The 18,901-nt window shown below is 45.6% G+C and carries 14 protein-coding genes; 6 read left to right on the top strand and 8 right to left on the bottom strand.

Annotated features, from left to right (window positions below):
• Nucleotides 1-16: 16 nt before the first annotated feature.
• The 4 genes from ED652_RS12150 to xsc all read right to left on the bottom strand — a co-directional run bounded on the left by ED652_RS12150 (nt 17) and on the right by xsc (nt 5,215).
• Complete coding sequence (locus tag ED652_RS12150; RefSeq protein ID WP_122054957.1) at nt 17-1,483, bottom strand: FAD-binding oxidoreductase; 1,467 nt, start codon at nt 1,481-1,483, stop codon at nt 17-19.
• Between the two features lie 48 nt (nt 1,484-1,531).
• Nucleotides 1,532-1,969, bottom strand: coding sequence for a nuclear transport factor 2 family protein (locus tag ED652_RS12145; protein WP_016767899.1), 438 nt, complete (start codon nt 1,967-1,969; stop codon nt 1,532-1,534).
• A gap of 264 nt (nt 1,970-2,233) precedes the next feature.
• Nucleotides 2,234-3,049: an FRG domain-containing protein gene (locus ED652_RS12140; RefSeq protein WP_122054955.1), complete on the bottom strand. Its 816-nt coding sequence runs from the start codon at nt 3,047-3,049 to the stop codon at nt 2,234-2,236.
• Between the two features lie 354 nt (nt 3,050-3,403).
• The gene (gene xsc / locus ED652_RS12135; RefSeq protein ID WP_004731917.1) at nt 3,404-5,215 is read right to left on the bottom strand and encodes a sulfoacetaldehyde acetyltransferase; all 1,812 of its coding nucleotides are present in this window, start codon (nt 5,213-5,215) and stop codon (nt 3,404-3,406) included.
• 262 nt (nt 5,216-5,477) lie between these two features.
• On the opposite strand from xsc, the gene ED652_RS12130 reads away from it, so the two are divergent.
• Both ED652_RS12130 and ED652_RS12125 read left to right on the top strand, forming a co-directional pair.
• Nucleotides 5,478-6,461 carry a MoxR family ATPase gene (locus tag ED652_RS12130; RefSeq protein ID WP_165906415.1) on the top strand — a complete coding sequence of 328 codons (984 nt, stop codon included), beginning with the start codon at nt 5,478-5,480 and terminating at the stop codon, nt 6,459-6,461.
• Between the two features lie 3 nt (nt 6,462-6,464).
• A complete protein-coding gene (locus ED652_RS12125) occupies nt 6,465-8,183 on the top strand; it encodes a cobalamin biosynthesis protein CobT (RefSeq protein WP_122054953.1) in 1,719 nt (572 codons plus the stop codon).
• Between the two features lie 175 nt (nt 8,184-8,358).
• On the opposite strand, the gene ED652_RS12120 is transcribed toward ED652_RS12125, so the two are convergent.
• Both ED652_RS12120 and pta read right to left on the bottom strand, forming a co-directional pair.
• A complete protein-coding gene (locus ED652_RS12120; RefSeq protein ID WP_122054952.1) occupies nt 8,359-9,126 on the bottom strand; it encodes a sulfite exporter TauE/SafE family protein in 768 nt (255 codons plus the stop codon).
• Nucleotides 9,127-9,191: 65 nt separating this feature from the next.
• Nucleotides 9,192-10,265 (bottom strand): phosphate acetyltransferase, encoded by a 1,074-nt coding sequence (gene pta / locus ED652_RS12115; RefSeq protein WP_122054950.1) that lies wholly within the window; start codon nt 10,263-10,265, stop codon nt 9,192-9,194.
• Between the two features lie 153 nt (nt 10,266-10,418).
• On the opposite strand from pta, the gene ED652_RS12110 reads away from it, so the two are divergent.
• Together ED652_RS12110 and ED652_RS12105 are read left to right on the top strand one after the other, a co-directional pair.
• Nucleotides 10,419-11,201, top strand: coding sequence for an IclR family transcriptional regulator (locus ED652_RS12110; protein WP_016784285.1), 783 nt, complete (start codon nt 10,419-10,421; stop codon nt 11,199-11,201).
• A gap of 147 nt (nt 11,202-11,348) precedes the next feature.
• A complete protein-coding gene (locus tag ED652_RS12105) occupies nt 11,349-12,776 on the top strand; it encodes an NAD-dependent succinate-semialdehyde dehydrogenase (protein ID WP_122054949.1) in 1,428 nt (475 codons plus the stop codon).
• Between the two features lie 195 nt (nt 12,777-12,971).
• On the opposite strand, the gene ED652_RS12100 is transcribed toward ED652_RS12105, so the two are convergent.
• Nucleotides 12,972-15,158, bottom strand: a complete 2,187-nt coding sequence (locus ED652_RS12100; RefSeq protein WP_122054947.1) for a malate synthase G — start codon at nt 15,156-15,158, stop codon at nt 12,972-12,974.
• A gap of 155 nt (nt 15,159-15,313) precedes the next feature.
• Nucleotides 15,314-16,267: a LysR family transcriptional regulator gene (locus ED652_RS12095; protein WP_009845781.1), complete on the bottom strand. Its 954-nt coding sequence runs from the start codon at nt 16,265-16,267 to the stop codon at nt 15,314-15,316.
• A gap of 141 nt (nt 16,268-16,408) precedes the next feature.
• On the opposite strand from ED652_RS12095, the gene ED652_RS12090 reads away from it, so the two are divergent.
• Together ED652_RS12090 and ED652_RS12085 are read left to right on the top strand one after the other, a co-directional pair.
• Nucleotides 16,409-18,007 carry an isocitrate lyase gene (locus ED652_RS12090; RefSeq protein ID WP_122054946.1) on the top strand — a complete coding sequence of 533 codons (1,599 nt, stop codon included), beginning with the start codon at nt 16,409-16,411 and terminating at the stop codon, nt 18,005-18,007.
• A gap of 206 nt (nt 18,008-18,213) precedes the next feature.
• Nucleotides 18,214-18,792 (top strand): hypothetical protein, encoded by a 579-nt coding sequence (locus ED652_RS12085; RefSeq protein ID WP_122054944.1) that lies wholly within the window; start codon nt 18,214-18,216, stop codon nt 18,790-18,792.
• Nucleotides 18,793-18,901 lie beyond the last annotated feature (109 nt).

The raw sequence follows: 18,901 nt of genomic DNA, 5'->3' as shown, positions 1-18,901 counted from the left end.
AACAATGTTCGAGTAGCTAAAGCACTTCATCCTTTAACGAATACCACTGATAAAGGAACTGTTGCCCTACTCTTCGAAATGGTGCAAACATCTCAGATTCCACCACTTCCCTCACGTTGGGGAACGGAAGTTTTGATTCAAATATTGGCAAGTCAAGCTTATGGCCTTCACCTGCGATCCACTGGGCAAGGCGCTTGCCTGCTTGAGCGGAGTACATCACACCATTGCCGCCATACCCTAGCGCGTAGAATATGGACTGCTTTGGATTCGGCTGATAGATTCTTGGCATCATGTCATGGCTAACATCAACCCAACCCCACCATGAATAATCGATTTTGATCTGATCGAGAGAAGGGAATTTTCGGGTTAAATCCGCTCTCAACATATCTTCGTATTTCTTTTCAGGTGCATTCTTGCCACTGATGGCACTGCGTGTACCAATCTGCACTCGGTTATCCGGTAACAAACGGTAGTAATGACGCAGAATTCTGGTATCAGTAATCACCTGATTGGTTTTGAAGTTACACGCAGCGATTTCGTCTTGAGTTAACGGACGCGTCACCATCGAGTTAGAAAGTACGGGTAATAGGCGATTCTTAAGCTCTGAATGCAAACCTTGACTGGTATATCCACCAGTACAAACACCAACAGAGCGAGCCTTAACCACACCACCTGGTGTTTTTAGGTAGTGCACACCGTTGCGCGTTTCCCACCCCATCACAGGGCTTGCGGGGTGAACTTTTACGCCGAGTGCTCTCGCCTTTCTTAGATAACCAAACGCCAGTTTCCCTGCATGGATGCCAATACCTTCTGGTTCATGCATTGCGCCTGCCGCTTCTTGATCACCAACGTAATCACGTTTTACGGTTTCCGCATCTAAGATCTGCGCATCGTAATCGAACGTGTCACGCAGCAACTTGGCTTCTTTTTCAAGTGTTGCCATCACTTTGGGACGATGGGCAACGTATAAGTGGCCGCCCGGCTGTGGGTCACAATCAATGTCTTTGATCAGAGACTTAAAGGTGTTCATACCATCGACGCATTCGCGGTGCATTTTTAGCGCGGTTTCGAGTCCCCAGCGTTCAATCCACTGAGAACGCTTCAAACGTCCTGACGCACACTGAGCTTGACCACCATTTCGGGTACTGCAGCCCCAACTCATACGGTTAGCTTCAATCACAATCGCTTTAATGCCGTACATTTCAGCAAGGTGTATCGCAGTGCTTAGGCCTGTGTAGCCTGAACCGATTATCGCCACATCGACATCCATATCCGATGTAATTGGGCCATCATCTTCAGGTGGCGCGCCTGCGGTATCTATCCAATAAGTCGGGGCGTATTCCTTACCGTGACCTGGGCTCTTGTCTTTAAGTGGATCGTATTTTGGATCGTATCTTTCTTTTGCTTGGGTACTTTCTTGTGCTTGGGTGCTTGTCACCTTTGGCGGCACATCGGCTGCCGGTTGTTCCATTACTAAACTCATAATTCGACTCTCCTAGTCATAACACGTGAACGGGTTGTGGTTTCGTGTCTAGCTCTTGGGAGTGTTGTTAGGAGTCAAAAGAGGTCGTGTTTTACGGAAGGCATTTTTTACGCTGATTTTTCCCTCTTTCAGGGTAAACACATCAACCATACGAGCTTCGATGACAGTGCCATCAGGGTTAGTCGCAGAGAACGTTGATTCACTCACCGCGCGGTCGCCACACACAAAGTGGACAGGGTCGCTCCAGGCTGCATCTGGAAAGTTCTGCCAAACCAATTCAAAGCTATTGCGAACGGCTTCGTACCCTTCGATAGTGTTGCCAAGTTCGCCTTCTCCTGCCACGGTGTGGAAGACACAGTCTTCGGTCATAAACGACATTAGCGCTTCAATATCATGGTTATTCCATGCATCACTAAAAGATTGTAAAAAGGCGGTGTCGACTTGGTTTTCCAGCACGAATGTCGCTGCATTGGTTTGCATATTCATATTCCAGAATCCTTTATGTTTTCGTTATTGGTTTAAATTTCAGTAGCTTTGCGCCACTTTTTTATTAGAGTGTTTAAACTAGATCTGTGAAAATTTAACAACTTGATAACAAGATTCATCACTCTAACTTCGAGTTACTTTATAAACAATCTTTAAGCTCACAGATTTCATCTTTTTATAAATTAATTGGTGTTCTAATTTTATTTATCTCGTAATCACTAGATTTATATGAGCTCTAAATAAAATCAGTAAAAATATTAGACTTTAGTCGAAATCAAAATCTTGATGGTACTTTCGGCCATACTGCTCAAGCTGGCGATCATGAGTATTAACTTGTAATTCGATATTACCCTCACCTTTATTCATTGCTTGATTGCTATCTACATGGGCTTCATTTTTTAAATCAGCCAGTGTCTCTTCAATATATTCTGTCGGTTCATTTAAAACATTCATGGAGATTAATTCCTTTATCAGATTTACTTTCGCTGATGGAAGAATATGAACGGACACTAGACCGTTTGAATATTCTTTCTCATCGTACAAAGGCTGAATGGCATCATTGCCACCTTCCTTAAATGGGTGAATGGAATACCACTTATCTTTTCGTTGCTCTTGCTGATCACAATCAGCCACATTGAATATCTGAGTCCTATTGAAGTCACATGGTGAGTTAAAAACACTAACCTTATGATAATCAATGGCTTTAATAATATTGATACAGTCTTTACTTTGGCTATGACATACAGACCACAGCGCATTAATCAGGTTATCTGTCCACTCAAGTAAACGGGTTGGAAACCCCTGTTTCTTGGCTAAACACATCAATAACCAATCGTTTATCTCGTGTGCACTCAACGAATGCCCGCCATAAACTCTCACGGTCGAGAGAAGTTCTTGTTCGACACGGCGAATGTTCTTTCGATTTGATCGACCTAAGCTTGGCATCAGGTTATTATTTTCATAATCACACACGTTATAAATCAAACCACGATGCTCACTACACTCAGCAATGAGTGAATCGATTATTTCATACAGCTCGTCGAGTGAGCTTATATAACGTTTATTTTTCACAACATTCATACAATAAGTCACTTAATTTATATTCGGTAAAGTTAAAGTATTAATAATCACGTTAATCAATGGTTAAATTGGTATCGTTGTAATTATTGAAAAATGATAATAGATATATATCTTCGTCAAAGATGACCATTTATGGATCCATTAGTTAAGGATCGTACAATAATAATGAGTGACAAAATTTATATAGCTAGAACCACTTATGTACCGATGGAACATTTAATTAGTGTTCTAATGTTTAAGTAGAAATTATTGAACTAAGCGTTTACGTTCTTCACTTAAGCACTTTGCCAATACCCGTTAATATTGCCCGACCACGCTCTTTATAATGCGGTGGCCGGACAAACTTCCTATGACTTATACGTAATCTTTGTATTTATCTAGGAAACGAACCGGTGTTGATAGTGCATCTCGGCGGAACGGGTCGCCCAATTCCTGAGTACACATGATTTCAATGATGGTTGTTTTGCCTTCGTTCATCTGCATGTCGATGGCTTTTTGCAGGGTTGGACCTACATCTTCTAGCTTATCAACCGTGATACCTTCAGCGCCCATAGCTCTTGCGATTTCTGCAAAGCTTTGGTTTTCAAGTTCACCAGCAACAAAGCGTCGGTTGTAGAAGTCGACTTGGTTCTTCTTCTCTGCACCCCATTGACGGTTGTGGAATACCACGGCTGTCACTGGAATGTTATGGCGAACACATGTCATGGTTTCCATCAAGCTCATGCCCCACGCACCGTCGCCTGCATAAGAAATAGCGGGGCGATGAGGTGCCGCTGCTTTCGCACCAATGATGGTCGGGAACGCATACCCACAGTTACCGAAACTCATTGCAGCAAAGAAGCTACGTGGTTTTTCAAAGCGTAAGTAGCTGTTTGCCACTGAGTTGATGTTACCGATGTCCGTCGAGACCATTACGTCTTCAGGCATCGCTTTTTCTAGCTCACGCAGTACTTGACGTGGGTGTAGATATTCACCACCAGAGAACGGAGTCTCGTGAGAGTTTTCTTCAATCATATCCAAGCTGAACGAGTCACGTTCGTGTGTCCACTCATCAAGCTCTTTTTCCCACAGTGCTTTCTCTGTTGCTACTGTATCTTGACGAGCGCCTTTATTGTCATCACACAACAGTGCACGGCCTTCCAATCTTTCAGAGAGAGCAACCGCAGCGGCTTTCGCATCGCCACAGATACCAACAGAGATCTTCTTAACGAGGCCAAGCATCTTGTTGTCGGCATCAATCTGAATGATTTTCGCGTTCTTCGGCCAGTAGTCCATGCCATGTTGAGGCAAGGTACCAAATGGACCAAGGCGTGTACCCAAAGCGATAACCACATCCGCTTGAGCCATCAATTTCATTGCTGCTTTCGAACCTTGGTAGCCTAGAGGGCCACACCATAATGGGTGACTCGCAGGGAAAGAGTCATTGTGTAGGTAGCTGTTCACTACGGGTGCGCCTAACCTTTCTGCCAGTGCCGCACACTCTTGAACTGCGTCAGCCATTACCACGCCGCCACCAGAAATGATGACTGGGAATTTCGCTTCAGCAATCAGGTCTGCTGCTTCATTCAGAGACTTCTCACCACCCGGGCCACGGTCTAAACGCGCGGGTTTAGGGATCTCGGTTTGAGTTTCGCCGTAGAAATAGTCACGTGGAATATTCAGTTGAGTCGGACCCATTTCGCTCATTGCGCGGTCAAAGCATCGACCCGTGTATTCTGCCATACGGTCTGGGTGCGTTACGTGTCCTTGATACTTAGTGAACTCTTGGAACATTGGAAGCTGGTTACACTCTTGGAAACCACCTAAGCCCATTGTTTTAGTGCCTGTCTCTGGCGTCACAATGACGACCGGGCTATGTGCCCAGAACGCCGCTGCAATCGCGGTCACACAGTTACTAATACCCGGGCCATTTTGCCCGATAACCACACCATGACGACCAGATACACGAGAGTAACCATCTGCCATGTGAGCAGCACCTTGCTCGTGTACCACTGGGACCAATCGAATGCCAGCAGGAGCAAAGATATCCATTGCGTCCATAAATGCTGACCCCATGATGCCGAACATGTCGGTAACATCATTAGCAACCATAGTTTCAACGAACGCTTCTGATGGTGTCATTGTTACTGTGCCGGAAACAACCGTACGTTTTTCTTGCTCGCTCATTCTTCCATTCTCCTTGAGTTAACCAAAATTTCATTTTTCGGAATGAATTGTCTCTTTTTCGAATTCATTTTCACCTTAGTAGTAGAATTTTTGCGCGTCAACTTTTTATATTAAATTGGAACAATTCATTCTAATTAATAAAACTGGATCACATTATTGGTAGTTTTTCGTACAAAAAGTGCCATTAACTTAAGAGGAGCTGTTAATAATCGATCTCATATCGCGATAGCAGCGACAAGTGATGAGCTATATAGAGGGAAATATGATGAAAGAGGCGGAATTGATACCAACGCAACCGGTAAGTGTGAGAGAACGCTTTGGGATCGACAGCAATCTAACCGTGATGGCATTTGAACATGCGGGCGAATATGTGCCGAAAGTCGACCCTAATTACTGTTTTGACCCTGAAGTGACGCTCGCGATATTGGCGGGGTTCACCTCCAATCGTCGCACACTGATTCAAGGAACACATGGGACGGGCAAGTCGTCTCACATTGAGCAAATTGCCGCGAGATTGAACTGGCCATGCTTGCGGATCAATCTAGACGGACACTTAAGTCGCTTGGATTTCATAGGTAAAGACAGCATCGTCATTAAAGACGGTATGCAGGTGACTGAGTTTAAAGAAGGCATTCTTCCTCAGAGCATTCAACAACCCATCGCGTTGGTGTTAGATGAGTATGACGCTGGTCGTCCTGACGTGATGTTTGTGATTCAACAGCTATTAGAGCAAGACGGAAAATACACATCTTTAGAACAAAACCGAGTGATCACGCCTCACCCTTCTTTCCGCCTGTTTGCTACCTGCAACACGCTTGGCTTGGGTAACTTCTCAGGTTTGTATTCGGGCACTCAAGTGCTTAACCACAGTCAATTAGATAGATGGAACATTATCGCTACGCTTAACTATTTAGATCCACAGCATGAGACCAAGATCGTGTTATCCAAGCTTCCAAATCTGAATAATGAGAGTGGTCGACAACTGGTTGAGAAAATGATCGCCACCGCAGGATTAACGCGTAACGGTTTTCGGGCTGGTGACCTTTCTACGGTGATGTCTCCGCGAACGGTGCTCACTTGGGCCGAAAACATCCAAATATTCGATGATGTAGCCACCGCATTTAGGTTGTCATTCTTGAATCGTTGTGAAGACGAAGAAAAAGAACTGGTTAGCGAATACTATTTCCGTTGCTTTGGTGAAGATTTAGAAACGCCTACTCAAAACTATTCCCACTCGGAGTCGTAAACCATGGCCAATGTTTCTTCCCAGCAGAAAAAGATCCTCGATCTTGGCGTGTCTGTCGCCAGAGCGATCAGTGGTGAGTTGAGTCTGAATTATCGGGGAGAACGTCTCTATAAAGGCAATAGTCCCTGTTATTATCAGTCTGCACATACTAACGATCTCACCTTTGTGTCTCGCCATGAGTTGAAAAACAGCAAGCTTTCGATGCAAGGCAAGATCGATTCATCAGCATTACGACTCTTGCTTTCAGATGCTGCTCTTCATTATTCATTGCGACCGAAAAACGAAGTCGAGCGTCTGTTATATGATTTCTGCGAACAGGTACGAATTGAATCGCAAATCCCGTCTTATCTAAAAGGTGTAACCACCAGTATTCAGTTCAATTTTGCGTATTGGAGCGACCAATATCATCAGAATGGCTTCACCGAATCACGAATCGGCATGTTGCTGTTTACACTGATGCAAGTCATCCACACCCGCTTAACCGGTGTCCCAGTTTCGGAACCTATCGCTGAAACCATTGAATCGACTCGCGCCAGCATCGTACCTACTTTCGGGTACAGCCTGAAGCGCTTAAAGCAACATAGAACCGACCAACAACAGTTTGCTCACTGCGCCAATGAGCTTGCAGCCCTTGCGCAAGAGTTAATAACCCAAGAACAAGAGAGCGATAACTCGCCCACGCCTACGGTCGAAGAAGACATTAAGATCCTTGCGCAGCTTGCCTTGATTGTTGATGGTGACATTCAAGATGAAGATGTCGATACCGACATTACAGGCAGTAGCAAGGTATTCGAACTGTCGGGTGCCAATTATCAGGTCTTTAATTCAGAATTTGATCAAATCATCGCGGCAGACAAACTCGTCAGGCGCGCCCTATTACTCGAACTGAGGCAGAAACTCACCGATGACATCATGGCGAGACAAGTCAACACTCGCCGTTTAGCCGCTATGCTCACTCGCTTTGTTGCCACCCCACAAACGAACCGACGTCAGGATCATTTAGAAGAAGGCATTGTTAACGCCACTACGATCACCAAGCTCATCACTTCGCCATTGGAACGCACCGTCTTTTATCAACCAGACATTGGCGCATCCCATCAATGTGCCATCACGTTTTTGATGGACTGCTCAGGTTCAATGCAGAAACACAGTCACAAGCTAAGCCTACTGATGGATACAATTCTCAAATCCGTTGGACTGGCCAACATTCCATTTGAGATTATTGGCTTCACTACCAATAATTGGAACGGTGGCAAAGTTTATCGGCAATGGCTTAAGCAAGGTCAGCCGAAACACCCAGGCCGCTTAAACGAAGTTCGACATATTGTGTTTAAAGATTTTGATACACATTGGAGACGCTCTCGCCTTGGCATTGCCAGCCTTCGTAAAGCTGACATCTTTAAAGAAGGGATTGATGGCGAAGCGGTGCAGTTCGCTAGTCAGCGGTTGCAGCAGCACACCGCACAACGAAAGGTTTTGGTTGTGTTCTCAGACGGTTGTCCGATGGATACTGCCACCAGCACCGCCAACGATCAGTTCTATTTGGATAACCATCTCAAACAAGTGATAGAGCGTGAATCAAACAAAAACCATATCGAGATTCATGGTGTGGGAATGGGCGTCGATTTAAGCCCGTACTACCGCAGTAACATCACTTTAGATGTGCAAGAGAGCTGCTTATTTGGATTATCTAAGAGCGTATTTGAGATGCTAAAGCGTTAAGGTTTTTTTATACGAGCACTCACTGAGCAGTTACGTTTCGGGGAGCTGTGAAGTATCGGCTAGCAAACCGCTAGCCTTTTATCGGAAGGTTCTTAATAGGTAGCAAGCAGCTAAGAGGTAACTAGGAAATAGCGAGCAACTAAAAGACAGCAAGCAACTAAAAAACAGCAAGCAACTAAGAAATAGCAAGCAACGACCATGCAGAGATCGCCATCAAGTACCCACCAATCAACATCAACACAATAAACACCAACTTTCTCAGTTGATCATTGGACAACGGTGGTGGGAAGCGCCGAGCAAACATCGTGACAAGCGCCACCAAGGGAACAGCGATCGCTGATAACCATAGTATGCTCGGTTCCATGTCGCCTGCCGCGTAGACATTGACGGTACGGGACATCGACGTACAAGCGAACGCCATCAGCAGTGTGCTTCGCACTAGATCGAGCGTAAAAGGTTGTCGATAGAGATGGTAAACAATCGGTGGGCCTGCCATACCGAATAACCCACCCGCGAGCCCAGAACTAAAACCAGATAACAAGAAAGATACCGTTGCCGAACGATCCTTTCTGGTTTTAGGTTTGAACATAAAACTCAAACCTGCGAATAACACCATCGCACCCAATAATCCTCGGAGAATATTCGTGGCCGAATCGCTCAACTCATCCAGCAAGAACACCCCCATCGATACGCCGGGGATTATACCGATGACTAACACCACCAGAATCTTGAGTTCACCAAGCAGTGGCTTACCCATCAACGCCACCAAGCAATTGAACAAGGTCACAATACTGACCACAGCGGCAATCACGGGTAAGGAAACCAAATTAAGGCTGACCGTTAAACCAATCACGATGATACCGAGGCCAAAACCCGTGACAGTTTGGAAGTAGGTACCCACCGCAATAGTGGCAAGAATGGCGAGTAAAACAGGTAACTCCATTAGCAATCCTATTTAGGTTGTTTGGGTTTGATTCGAATGTGAGTGCTAGATTCGAGAGCTAGATGTTAATACCGGAACTCAAATGCCGACTCTTCTTTTTCTTCAACATCAACTTCAGTATCAACCTTAGAGTCAGACACTTTCCCTTGCTGCGCTTGTACGGCAGTCACCGCAATTACATTGAAGATATCTTCCGCGCTACACCCTCTGGATAAGTCATTGGCAGGCTGATTCAATCCTTGCAGTAACGGGCCAATCGCGACCGCGCCACCTAATCTTTCTGCGAGCTTATAGCCTATGTTCCCCGCTTCTAAATTGGGGAAGATCAATACGTTAGATTGGCCTTTCACTTCTGAATCGGGCAGCTTTTTCGCGGCTATTTCAGTGACAATCGCGGCATCGAGTTGAACGTCCTGATCGACAGCTATTCCGGGACAACGTTGTTTCACTAACTGAGCGGCATTACGAACCTTATCGACTGATTCATGCTTAGCACTGCCGTTGGTAGAGAACGACAGCATTGCCACTTTCGGTTCTTCCATCAACAGGGTTTGAGCGCTGTTTGATGCCGCTACTGCAATGGACGCAAGCTCGGTTTCGTTGGGGTTAATCACCAAACCACAATCACTGAAAATCATGCCACCTTTAAGATTATGGAAAGGCTCGCACAACATCATCAGAAAGAAGCTAGACACCAACTCACTATCTGGTGCTGGCCCAATGATCTGCAGCGCCGCTCGTACTACATCAGACGTGGTGTAAACCGCACCATTGACTGTGCCGTCTACTAACCCTTCCCTCACCATCAAATTGGCAAAAATCAATGGGTCTTTGACCTTCTCCAATGCATCTTCATAAGTCATGCCTTTGGCTTTTCTTAGCTCATAGAGCCGTTCAGCCAACACAGCTTTGAGTGCTGATGTTTGTGGTGAAACAATATGAATGCCAGCGAGATTAATGTGGTGCAACTGTGCCGCTTCGATAATCGCCTTTTCATCGCCGACTAGCGTGATGTAAGCGAGCTGTTTATCTATCGCCAATCGTGCCGCTTTGAGTACACGAGGGTCTTCTGCTTCGCTTAAAACCACTCGCTTACGATCTAAGTGAGCCTTATCAATAATCCGTTCAATCGCTTTCATCTTAAATTCCATTTATTGAGATTAATTGTTCCATAATTTATATTTATATTATTGAAATAATAAAAAAGGTCAAATTTTATTCAGATAATTGAAGATTTTTAATTTGGTATGTACACTCTTATACATAGACATATCGCAAGGATGAATCACTGTATGCAAACAGAAACACCACAAGTTCAAGGAGATACGCCCACTCTCCGACTTTTTGCACTATTAGAGGTGATAGCGCAAAAAGATGAGTTTATTTCTCTTCAAGGGCTCGTCGAAGAAACCGGACTACCGAAACCAACTCTGCACCGCATGCTGCAACAATTAGAAGCTGCGGGTATTATTCAAAGAGATGGTGACGAAAAGCATTACAGCTCTGGCATTCGACTCAGAAAGCTTGCTGAAAACCTGCTGTTCAATAGCACCATGCACAGCGCACGACGCACTATTCTTGAAAACCTTCGAGCAGAAGTCGGCGAGAGCTGCAACCTAACGGCACTGTCGAGCGGTGAGATCATCTATCTTGATCGCGCAGAAACTGAAGCCCCGCTTCGCTTCCATCTACAACCAGGCTCTCGCGTGCCCGTACATTGCTCAGCCACAGGCAAATTGTTTTTGGCGCACATGTCGAAATCACAACGCAGAAGACTGATCGAAAATGTGCCTCTCACTCAATACACAGTAAAAACCATCACCGACTATTCGACATTAGAGAAAGACATCGAAGAAGCGAAGATCCAAGGTTTTGCTATTGATGATGAAGAGTTCTTACCCGGTTTAGTCTGTATCGCTGTATTGATACCGTCTTCCACTGGTCAATCCAATCTTGGCTTAGCAATACAAGCGCCAGTGATTCGCGTAAAACCAGACGAAGCGATCAAGTTTCTGCCAGCTCTTCAAAAAGCAGCAAAAGCGCTCGCGAAGATAGAGTCTGATAACTGGGGCTAGTGAGCAGATCTATCTCAGAGAATGACCAAGATTAGCGAATCAACATCCATGCCCTTCGACCAATCAACATTTGGTCGAAGTCATTTAAAGACTCGCCAACCCGCATATAAGCAACACGTCTAAAGTAATCACAACAAAGGAATCACGATGCTAAACATTAAGAACCAGCACTTACTCTCTTTTATGGTGACAGAAGCGAACAACGCAGTTGCAGTCACAAACCCAGCAACGGGTGAGCTTATTGGGCATGCGCCAATCTCATCCGAGGCGGAGTTAGAGAGCGCTATCGAACGCGCTCATGTTGCGCAGAAAGAGTGGGCAAAAATTCCCGCTAAATCCCGTGCTGCAATGCTAAGTGGTTGGCATCAACTGATCCTTGAAAACAAAGAAGATCTTGCTCGCCTAATGACCATTGAACAAGGTAAGCCGTTAGCAGAAGCAACGGGCGAAGTGGTGTATGGTGCTAGCTTTATTGAATGGTTCGCCGAAGAAGCCAAGCGCACCTATGGTGATTCTATTCCTAGCACAGTCGCAGGCAAACGCTTGGTAACCATCAAGCAACCTATCGGAGTCGCATGTGCCATTACGCCATGGAACTTTCCAATTGCGATGATCACTCGTAAGGCTGCTCCTGCCCTTGCTGCTGGCTGTAGTTTTATTGTGAAGCCCTCAGATGAAACGCCGCTTTCTGCATTTGCTGTGGTTGAATTGGCTTACCAAGCGGGCATTCCTAAAGATCTACTTCAAGTCGTACTTGGCGACAGCCCCGAACAGATTGGCGAGCTTTTCACATCACACCCACTGATCAAAAAGATCTCTTTTACTGGATCGACTCGAGTCGGCAGTATCTTGATGGCTCAAGCTGCGAAAGGCATTAAGCGCACTTCAATGGAACTGGGCGGCAACGCACCGTTTATCGTGTTTGACGATGCGGATATCGACGCGGCCGTTCAAGGCGCAATGGCTTCAAAATTCCGTAATGCAGGCCAAACCTGTGTTTGTGCGAACCGTTTCTACGTTCATAGCAAGGTACATGACGAGTTTGTGGCGAAATTCGACCAAGCTGTTCAGCAGCTTAAAATGGGTAACGGATTAGATGAAGGCGTCACTATTGGCCCTGTTATCAGTGAAAGGGCGAAACAAAATATCCAAGGGTTGATTGACCGAGCGATGGAACAAGGTGCGCAGCCTGTCACCCCAACTCAAGCGCTTGACGGCTTGTTCATTCAGCCTGTGGTTCTTAAAGAGGTGAAACACAGCATGGACATCGTTCAACAAGAGATCTTCGGCCCAGTCGCGCCTGTGATGAAGTTCGAAACCGATGAAGAACTCATCGAGATGGCCAACGATACCATTTATGGTTTGGCGTCTTACTTCTACAGCCAGAACATTCACCGCGTATGGCAGGTCGCAGAAGCGCTGGAATACGGCATGGTTGGCATTAATGACGGTATGATCTCGACCGAAGTCGCGCCTTTTGGTGGGGTGAAGCAGTCAGGTATTGGCCGTGAAGGCGCTAAAGAAGGCATCGATGAGTACATGGATATCAAGTATCTGTGCTTTGGTAGTAACTAGATCTCGGAAGTAGTTAGGTTTGGTCGCAACTAAGCCTAACTCTTAAACATCAGCAAGCTTAAACATCGAATAGCCCAAACAATACCTCTCTTTTGAGCTTCGCCCCTCCCTCGAAAAAAAACCAAAAAAAAGCCGCGCTAAATTAGCGCGGCACCTTGGGCTCGGTTCAAATAGGGGTACTACTTTTTTTATTATTTATTGTGCGGTTCCTTTCAGCTTCAGTCGCATCGCATGCAACACTGGCTCGGTATAACCACTAGGTTGAGCGCAGCCTTCGAATACCAGCTGACAAGCCGCTGAGAAAGCAATGCTATTTTCAAAATCTGGCGCCATATTGCGGTAGCTAGAATCACCTGCATTTTGTCCATCAACCACTGCCGCCATACGTTTCATGGTTTTCATTACTTGTGCTTCATCGCAAATGCCGTGGCGTAACCAGTTGGCAATATGTTGACTCGAAATACGCAATGTCGCTCGGTCTTCCATTAACCCTACATCGTTAATATCTGGCACTTTCGAACAACCGACGCCTTGGTCAATCCAACGCACTACGTAGCCAAGAATACCTTGTGTATTGTTATCCAATTCATTTTGGATATCTTTAGCTGTCAGCTTTTGATTACCTAGTAACGGGATAGTAAGAATATCGTCAACGTTCGCTCTCACACGCTCACGAAGCTCTTTCTGACGGCTTGGTACGCTCACCTTGTGATAATGAAGAGCATGCAAAGTCGCGGCAGTTGGAGAAGGAACCCAAGCGGTATTTGCACCTGCTTTTGGGTGTCCGATTTTCGCATCCATCATCTTGGCCATGTTGTCCGGCTCTGGCCACATGCCTTTACCGATCTGGGCTTTACCTTGCAGGCCACAAGCTAAGCCAAGATCAACGTTTTGATCTTCGTAAGCGCCAATCCAAGTCATGGTTTTCAGCTGTGTTTTAGGAGCAAACGGACCCGCTTCCATACTGGTGTGAATTTCATCACCCGTTCGATCTAGGAAACCAGTGTTGATGAACACTACACGGTCTTTAGCCGCGCGAATACACTCTTTCAAGTTCACAGAGGTACGACGCTCTTCGTCCATGATGCCAACTTTGATCGTGAATCGATCTAGGCCTAATGCATCTTCAATACGGCCAAACAACTCATTGGTAAACGCCACTTCTTCAGGGCCATGCATCTTAGGTTTAACAATATTGATGCTGTTCGCGGTCGAGTTTTGGTACGCGCTGTTGCCTTTTAAATCATGCATCGCGATTAGTGAAGTGATCATGCCATCCATAATACCTTCAGGTACTTCGTTACCGTCAGCATCAATAATGGCAGGATTGGTCATTAGATGGCCCACATTGCGGATAAACAACATGCTGCGGCCTTTCAGCGAGATCTCGCCTCCCGTCACGCTGGTGTATTGACGATCTGGGTTGAGGTTACGAACGATGGTTTTGCCGTTTTTCTCTAGCGACTCTTGTAAGTCACCTTTCATCAAGCCTAACCAGTTACGGTAAGCCAATGCTTTGTCTTCACCATCAACCGCTGCTACCGAATCTTCGCAATCCATAATGGTGGTGAGAGCCGATTCCACCAGCACATCTTTAATACCAGCCACATCAACGCTGCCAATTGGCGCGCTCGGGTCAATTTGAATTTCGATATGGAGATTGTTGTGCTTAAGCAGAATGCTTGAAGGCGCACTCGCATCACCTTGGTAACCAATGAACTGGTTGCGATCGATTAGAGTGACTTCTTCGCCGTTATCTAAGGTCGCTGTTAGTGTATTGCCAATGCTGACGTTGCTGATGCTGTATTTGGTCACATCTTTATGGGAAACACCGTTGAGAGGTGCTGCGTCATCAAGGAAACCTCGAGCGTAGCTCACTACTTTAGCGCCACGTACAGGGTTAAAGCTGCCACCCTTTTCTGCACCATCACTTTCACTGATGACATCGGTTCCGTAGAGCGCATCGTATAAACTGCCCCAACGCGCATTAGCCGCGTTAAGTGCAAAACGTGCATTCATAATAGGCACAACGAGCTGCGGGCCCGCTTGTGTTGCAATTTCAGGCTCAACGCTTGCAGTGGTAACTTGAAAGTCTTCGCCTTCAGGTACGAGGTAGCCAATCTGCTGTAAGAACTCTTTGTACTCCACAGGATCTAGCGCTTGCCCGGCACGCTCTTGGTGCCAGACGTCAATTTGATGTTGAAGATCGTCGCGCTTAATAAGCAATGCGCGGTTCTTTGGAGCCAAATCTTCAAGGATGGTTGCAAAAGATTGCCAAAAGTCTTCAGCGACAATGCCTGTTCCAGGAATGACCTGATCATTAATTAATTGGTAGAGGGTGCTATCAATGTTCAAGCTTCCCTGTTGAATACGACTGCTCATAAAATCTCTCTCAAGCTAACTGATGACTACTCAATATATTTACTTAACTGACTTAAATTTCAATAACTCATTTAAACTTACGCAACGGACATAAATTTAGCTAATTTATGCCAGTTATACTGGATATTCATATAAAAAATACCCTACAAACTGTGTTATTCCGTCACACCACTCTCTATTTCATTGGCGACGCTTTTAATCAATCGGCGCATCCACTGATGGTCAGGATTGGTTTGTAATAATGGACTCCAAGCCATTTTCACCTCAAAGGGTTCAATAGCAAATGGCGCAGGTTTGATTAACAACCGAGGGTTGTTGCGCTGCAATTGTGCCGCTTTGGTTGGAATGGTCAGGATCAGGTTCTTCTGTTGAGCGAAGAGAATCGCCGACAGGTAGTGTCGTGTGAACACCGTGATATTACGCGTTTTGCCAATGCGCATTAATGCTTCATCTATCCAACCAAGCTTTTGCGCTTCGCTTGGGTTAATCCCAACACCGGTGCCCATACCCGTCTTACTTACCCAGATATGTTGCGCCTTTAGATAAGACAAAATATCGAAGTTGTCCGCTATCGGGTTATCACAACTAAATAGGCAAGAAAACCCGTCGTGCCAAAGGCTCATCTGATGGAACGACTGTGGAATGTCGTCAAAACGGTTGATGATAATATCAACAGTGCCTTGCTCCACATCCTGATAACTCACGTCACTTGGCGTCATAATATCCAAGCGTATTTTCGGTGCTATCTCGCTCAACTTTTTCAATAGCGGCTGAATAATGGTTGACTCAGCATAGTCACTCGCCATGATACGAAACACACGTTCACTGTCTTCTGCATTAAATTCCGTGGTCGGCTGCAATGTCTTTTCTACATTCGCCAAGATGTTTCTAATCAATGGTTGCAGTTTATGTGCTCGCTCGGTCGGTATCATCCCTTCACTGGTTCTCACCAATAGCGGGTCTTCAAATAAATCACGTAATCGACGCAGGCCATTACTCATGGCTGGCTGAGTGATTCCTAACTGATTTGCTGCTCGTGTTACGTTTCTTTCACGTAGCAACATGTCTAAATACACAAGTAAATTAAGGTCTATACGAGCAATATTCATAAGAAAAATACCGAATATAATAACTATAAATTAACAAAATTATCACATACATGGTTATTCTTTGTCCATGGTTAGATTTAATCCAAATCGAATGACCTCGCCAAATTGGCCAACATGTCCACGTGAAACTAAGGAATAGTTATGTCGCAAATTACACAAGATATCGAAAAGATTGAAGTTGCAAAAAGCGCTGCTGGTGCTCCATGGGATGCAATCAACCCTGAATCTGCAGCTCGTATGCGAGCTCAAAACAAATTCAAAACAGGTCTGGATATTGCGCAATACACGGCAGATATTATGCGTGCAGACATGGCGGCTTACGACGAAGACAGCTCTCAATACACTCAATCACTGGGTTGCTGGCATGGTTTCATCGGCCAACAAAAGCTGATTTCTATTAAGAAGCACTTTGATGGCAAGACAGACCGTCGTTACCTATACCTTTCAGGTTGGATGGTAGCAGCACTTCGCTCTGACTTCGGTCCACTTCCAGACCAATCTATGCATGAGAAAACGTCAGTTGCTGGCCTAGTAGAAGAGCTATACACCTTCCTACGTCAAGCGGATGCTCGTGAACTAGGTGGCTTGTTCCGTCAACTAGACACAGCACGTGAAGCGGGCGATGTGAATCTACAAGACCAAATCCAAGACAAAATCGACAACCACGTAACACACGTAGTACCAATCATTGCGGATATCGATGCAGGTTTCGGTAACGCAGAAGCAACTTACCTAATGGCTAAGCAGATGATTGAAGCAGGTGCATGTTGTCTACAAATCGAAAACCAAGTAGCCGATGAGAAGCAATGTGGTCACCAAGACGGCAAAGTAACGGTTCCTCATGCTGACTTCCACGCAAAACTTCGCGCACTTCGTTACGCTTTCCTTGAACTAGGCATAGACAACGGCGTTATTGTTGCTCGTACCGATTCACAAGGTGCTGGTCTAACAAAAGAAATCGCAGTAGTGAAAGAACCTGGCGACCAAGGTGATATCTACAACTCATACCTAGATGTTGAAGAGATTGATGTTGCAGATATGGCTGAAGGTGATGTTTGCTTCAACCGTGACGGCAAGCTAGTTCGTCCTAAGCGTCTGCCTTCAGGCCTATACCAATTCCGCGAAGGTACTGGTGAAGACCGCTGTGTATTCGACTGTATTGAAGCAATCAACGCGGGTGCTGACCTTCTTTGGATTGAGACTGAGAAACCACACATCGGTCAAATCAAAGAGATGATGGACGGCGTACGTGAAGTACACCCTAATGCGAAACTGGTTTACAACAACTCTCCATCATTCAACTGGACATTAAACTTCCGCCAACAAGCATACGATGCAATGGCAGCAGCAGGTAAAGATGTATCAGCTTACGACCGTGCAAGCCTAATGAGTGCGGAATACGATGAAACTGAACTGTCTGCAAGCGCTGACGAGAAGATTCGTACATTCCAAGCGGACGCATCTCGCGAAGCGGGTATCTTCCACCACTTGATTACTCTGCCGACTTACCACACTGCAGCACTGTCTACCGACAACCTTGCAAAAGAATACTTCGGTGACCAAGGCATGCTGGGCTATGTTGCGAATGTTCAACGTAAAGAGATTCGCCAAGGTATCGCATGTGTTAAACACCAAAACATGTCTGGTTCAGACATGGGTGATGACCACAAAGAGTACTTTGCTGGTGAAAATGCACTAAAAGCAGCGGGTGAAGCGAATACGTCTAATCAATTTGATTAATCGTTAACAGCGTTTCCCCCTCTAGAATCTCCCCCTCCCTTTTCCCTGTTAGGTGCTGGGAGGGAGGAGGTTTTGGGATGAAGCTTGTACTGCCGGCTTCATCTCAAAGCCTCAGATTTGTGTTCCACACCACTGTGACCCTGAAAAATTCTGTTTAAACTGATCACATTCCTGTTTGTTGATTTTCCTATTTATTGAGAGTGCCTATGACTTCAATACCGACACACCTACAAGATGCTAAAACACTGCTGTCAGAAAATGGTTTCGCTACTGGTGATACTTGGTATCACGGCACATCTTCAGCCTTACTCGCTTCAATCCAAGACCAAGGGCTGAAACGCTCAGGAGACAAAGCACTCAATGAAGCCGCTTCAAAAACCATGGCAACGATTGGCAATAATTACACAGAATCCGTTGAGCCCGTCTTCTTAACTCAGAGTAAAGAACTGGCATACTACTGGGCTCAGCAAACTATTCGCGAGCGCAGCACTCGTTTTGAGGGTGAAGAACGCCCTATCGTATTAGCGGTAAATTTAACGGACAAACAACGTGCCAAAGTAAGGCCTGACGTTGGCGCAATGAGCCTATTAATGATGAGTGTTGGCGAGCAATTCATGGCTCACTTAACTGAGATCTATCAAGAGAACAACATCGCAGGCCCAGACATCGAACTGCGCACTGCGGATCGTATGGATTATCTCAATAAGCTTGGAATGGCCTACATTGATGAAGACATCAGCCGTGCTTGCGTGCAAGAGCTGTCAGAGCCAGAACTGACCTGCTAATAAGCTTCATTACGTTAGCACTATTCAGGAGAAAAAATAGCTCCTAAGTAGGAGTAATGCCGATCAGTTAGAACTAAAGTGATCGGTTGAACGATCCTTCAGAGCTGTC

It is taken from the genome of Vibrio sp. Evd11 (genome assembly GCF_900382755.1).
GTDB lineage: Bacteria > Pseudomonadota > Gammaproteobacteria > Enterobacterales > Vibrionaceae > Vibrio > Vibrio lentus.
This window is presented reverse-complemented; position numbering and strand designations above follow the sequence as displayed.

Bases quoted from the DNA above. Each gene is read 5' to 3' on its own strand.
- ED652_RS12150 (WP_122054957.1), bottom strand. From the start codon at position 1,483: ATGAGTTTAGTAATGGAACAACCGGCAGCCGATGTGCCGCCAAAGGTG.
- ED652_RS12145 (WP_016767899.1), bottom strand. From the start codon at position 1,969: ATGAATATGCAAACCAATGCAGCGACATTCGTGCTGGAAAACCAAGTC.
- ED652_RS12140 (WP_122054955.1), bottom strand. From the start codon at position 3,049: ATGAATGTTGTGAAAAATAAACGTTATATAAGCTCACTCGACGAGCTG.
- xsc (WP_004731917.1), bottom strand. From the start codon at position 5,215: ATGAGCGAGCAAGAAAAACGTACGGTTGTTTCCGGCACAGTAACAATG.
- ED652_RS12130 (WP_165906415.1), top strand. From the start codon at position 5,478: ATGATGAAAGAGGCGGAATTGATACCAACGCAACCGGTAAGTGTGAGA.
- ED652_RS12125 (WP_122054953.1), top strand. From the start codon at position 6,465: ATGGCCAATGTTTCTTCCCAGCAGAAAAAGATCCTCGATCTTGGCGTG.
- ED652_RS12120 (WP_122054952.1), bottom strand. From the start codon at position 9,126: ATGGAGTTACCTGTTTTACTCGCCATTCTTGCCACTATTGCGGTGGGT.
- pta (WP_122054950.1), bottom strand. From the start codon at position 10,265: ATGAAAGCGATTGAACGGATTATTGATAAGGCTCACTTAGATCGTAAG.
- ED652_RS12110 (WP_016784285.1), top strand. From the start codon at position 10,419: ATGCAAACAGAAACACCACAAGTTCAAGGAGATACGCCCACTCTCCGA.
- ED652_RS12105 (WP_122054949.1), top strand. From the start codon at position 11,349: ATGCTAAACATTAAGAACCAGCACTTACTCTCTTTTATGGTGACAGAA.
- ED652_RS12100 (WP_122054947.1), bottom strand. From the start codon at position 15,158: ATGAGCAGTCGTATTCAACAGGGAAGCTTGAACATTGATAGCACCCTC.
- ED652_RS12095 (WP_009845781.1), bottom strand. From the start codon at position 16,267: ATGAATATTGCTCGTATAGACCTTAATTTACTTGTGTATTTAGACATG.
- ED652_RS12090 (WP_122054946.1), top strand. From the start codon at position 16,409: ATGTCGCAAATTACACAAGATATCGAAAAGATTGAAGTTGCAAAAAGC.
- ED652_RS12085 (WP_122054944.1), top strand. From the start codon at position 18,214: ATGACTTCAATACCGACACACCTACAAGATGCTAAAACACTGCTGTCA.